Here is a 2,331-nt window from a genome sequence, read left to right on the forward strand (position 1 = left end):
CGGCCGATGGCCCGATCGTCCTGGCCTGCGCGAGGATGCGGCGCGTTTCCCGGGAGGGATTGAACGGCCGCTCGTCCTGCGGCAGTACCACCGTGCCCGGCCTGTCGGCCAGCATGTGGGTGCGCAGCAATGCCTGTGTCTGGAGGTTGCGGATTTCCAGGTGACGGGCAAACTTACGCACCAGCACTTGGCTGCCGATGGGAGCCGGTTGGGCTGCGTAGCTGCTGTGGTCTACTCGGACGCACGTGTCGTCGCAGACCGTGTAGACCTTGTCGGTGAAGTATTCGAAGTTGCGCGCTGGCAAGGCGCGCAGATGGGGGCGCTCTTCCTCGAACGTCGCCTGGACCTGGCGACGGGTGCTGCCGTGAATTCTCCTGGCCGCCCAGTTCGATTCCCATTGATCAAGGAAGGCGTTTTGCTCCTCGATCGACTCGAACCGGCGCCCCTTCAGGGCCGTGCCCTGAGTATGCTGGATCGCGTTCTCGACGGTGCCCTTGCGATTCGGATCCCGCACTCGGGCCGGGTCCGCCACCACGCCGTAGTGAGCGAGCATGGCGGCATACACCGGATTGAGTTCCGGCTCGTACAGGTCCGCTTTGACAACGCCTTCCTTCAGATTGTCGAGGACGACGTATTGCGTGACGCCACCAAAGTGGCGCCAGGCCTGCTCGTGCAGTTCGGCCCAGACCTGCTTGCTGGACTTCCATACGACGCGGCGGAAGCTGCGCCGCGAGTAGCGAAGCGTCATCACGAACAGCCGCGGCTTGCGGCAGCGGTTTGTGCCCGGCACCCTGGTCAGGGCCCCTTCGCCATAGTCAACCTGCGCTTCCTCGCCAGGCAGGAGGTCCAGCCGGTCAAACTGCGCCGGCTCATGCTGGCGCAATGTCCGCACGAACCGCTTGACGCTGTCGTATCCGGCGGCGAAGCCAAACCGGTCCACCAGATCCTGGTAGATGGCCATGGCGTTGCGCCGCAATCGCAACTGGGCCTCTATGAACTCCCGGTGCGGCTCGCAGGCCGATACCTGGCTGCCCTTTGCCGGTGGGCAGGGTGGGGAAATTTGCAGCTCGGCGCCGGTGGGCACCGTGGGGGAATTTGCCTGCGCCGCCGCGAATTGCTCCTGGTACTTACGGATCGTCTTCCGGTCAACGCCCGTAATCCGGGCGATCTCCCGCTGACGTTTGCCCGCTGCGACGAGCGTGGCGATGGTTGTTTGCAGATGCGGCTTCAAGACATTCACTCCAACAACCCCTCTTCTTCATTCGAGGGGTGCAAGGTAACGTCCTGCCAGACCGCGCCAGCATCATGCTCCGCGTGTCTCTAGGTGGGGGAGTTTGAGGTGCCCACAGGTGGGGGAATTTGCCCGCCCATCGGGGACCTGGCACATTAACGTGAGAATCCTGCATTTTTCGATGAGGTGCGGATGGGTCCGAAGACGCCTGTGACGGAGGGAGATTTCTTCCGCCAACCGCTGCGCGAACAGATCAACCTGAAGCATCCGTTGATACGTTTGGCCGACCTCATCAACTGGGAGCGACTTGGCGCATCAATGAGCGAAAGCTTTGTATCGCGCAAGGGTCGACCGGCGACGTCTCCCAGGCTGATCGCCGGACTGCTGTATTTGCAGCATGCGTTCGACCTGTCCGACGAAGAGGTCGTCTGGCAATGGGTGGAAGCGACTGGGCGAAGCCGGCGTTGAAGAGTTGCTGGCCGAGACAATCGAAGCAGCAAAACGGGCTCGCGTAATCAAGGCCTCGAGTGTCAAGCGCGTGATTGTTGATACGACCGTCATGGAGAAGGCGATCGCCCACCCAACCGATTCGCGATTGCTCGAACGGTGTCGCGAACATCTGGTGAAGGCCGCGGCACGGCACGGTCTGAAACTGAGGCAGAACTACAACCGCGAGGCGCCGCGTCTGGCGCTGCAGATTGGCCGCTACGCTCACGCGAAACAGTACAAACGCATGAGGAAAGCATTGCGCACGCTGCGTTCGCGCGTTGGGCGGGTGATGCGCGATGTGGAGCGGCAGGTCGCCCAGGTGGCTGACCCAGGCTGCGCTGAATTAACGGAGCTGATCGCCCGCACGAGGCGCATCCTGACGCAGAAGCCGAAGGATAAGCACAAGCTTTATGCACTGCATGCACCGGAAGTCGAGTGCCTAGCCAAGGGCAAGGCGCGCAAGCCGTACGAATTCGGGGTGAAAGTGTCGATCACGACGACCCACAAGGAAGGACTGGTGGTTGGCATGCGCTCGATGCCAGGCAATCCGTACGATGGGCACACGCTGGCTGAAGCGCTAGAGCAGGCGGCGATCCTGTGCGACGCCACGC

General features: G+C 62.5%; 1 protein-coding gene and 1 pseudogene. One reads left to right on the forward strand and one right to left on the reverse strand.

Annotated features, from left to right (window positions below; translation table 11 throughout):
• Positions 1–1,240 (reverse strand): IS21 family transposase (gene istA, locus M3A49_RS42195; protein WP_266233975.1); only part of this gene is annotated, 1,240 nt, incomplete at its 3' end.
• A gap of 183 nt (positions 1,241–1,423) precedes the next feature.
• Here istA and M3A49_RS42200 point away from each other — a divergent pair.
• A pseudogene (locus M3A49_RS42200) lies at positions 1,424–2,331 on the forward strand (IS5 family transposase); the annotation flags it as partial.

Source organism: Paraburkholderia sp. CNPSo 3076 (assembly GCF_026343935.1).
In the GTDB taxonomy this organism is placed as follows: domain Bacteria; phylum Pseudomonadota; class Gammaproteobacteria; order Burkholderiales; family Burkholderiaceae; genus Paraburkholderia; species Paraburkholderia nodosa.